This window comes from Vibrio agarilyticus (assembly GCF_012641465.1).
GTDB classification, from domain to species: domain Bacteria; phylum Pseudomonadota; class Gammaproteobacteria; order Enterobacterales; family Vibrionaceae; genus Vibrio; species Vibrio agarilyticus.
The window spans coordinates 1-748 of sequence record NZ_JABAIK010000054.1; the positions used below are offsets into that span (position 1 = coordinate 1).

Sequence of the window (748 nt, forward strand, 5' to 3'; positions counted from 1 at the left end):
GTAAGGTGAGACCCAGACTTTAGCTGCAACTAAAGTTCTTCTATCTGGTAGTTCGATTAAACGATGGCTCCTCGATTGAGAGACCGATAACAAGTACGAACGTCAGATAGAACTCCAAGCACCACACTCGAATAGTCTTCTGGGTCTCGAGCCCGCATTTGCAAGCAAGAGTTAGCTTATTATGAATACAAACACACTTCAAAACATTAATGTTGGCGTTGATACTGGTAAGTCACAATTAGACATCTATATTCGCCCACTCGACATTTACTTCACTGTACCAAACACCGATAAAGGCATCAGTGATGCCATTAAAATCATAAAGAAACACAAACCCCAACGCGTCGTCATCGAGGCTACAGGTCGATTAGAAATGCCCTTCATACTCGCCTGTGATAAAGCCAAATTGCCTTATGTCGTTGCCAATCCACTACGTATTAAAAGGTTTGCTGAAGCCATTGGTCAACGAGCTAAGAACGACCGTTTAGATGCCGAACTCATCGCACATTATGCCGAACGAGTTCAGCCCGAACTTACCAAGCTAAAAAGCGAAAACATACGCCATATGAGTGACTTAGTCACGAGGCGGAACCAACTACTCACCATGCAAACCATGGAAAGAAACCGACTACAAATATTACCTAAAAACATCTCATCGACTATTACTCCGATTCTAACCGCTCTAAAAAATCAGCTTGAAAAAGTAGAGGCAAAGATAGAAAAGCTGATTGAGAGCTGCCCTGAGTAT

1 protein-coding gene is annotated in these 748 nt (G+C 42.6%); it reads left to right on the forward strand.

The window, feature by feature from the left end; genetic code table 11:
• Nucleotides 1-181: 181 nt before the first annotated feature.
• On the forward strand, nucleotides 182-748 hold a 567-nt coding region (locus HGP28_RS18955), incomplete at its 3' end, for an IS110 family transposase (RefSeq protein ID WP_168837983.1).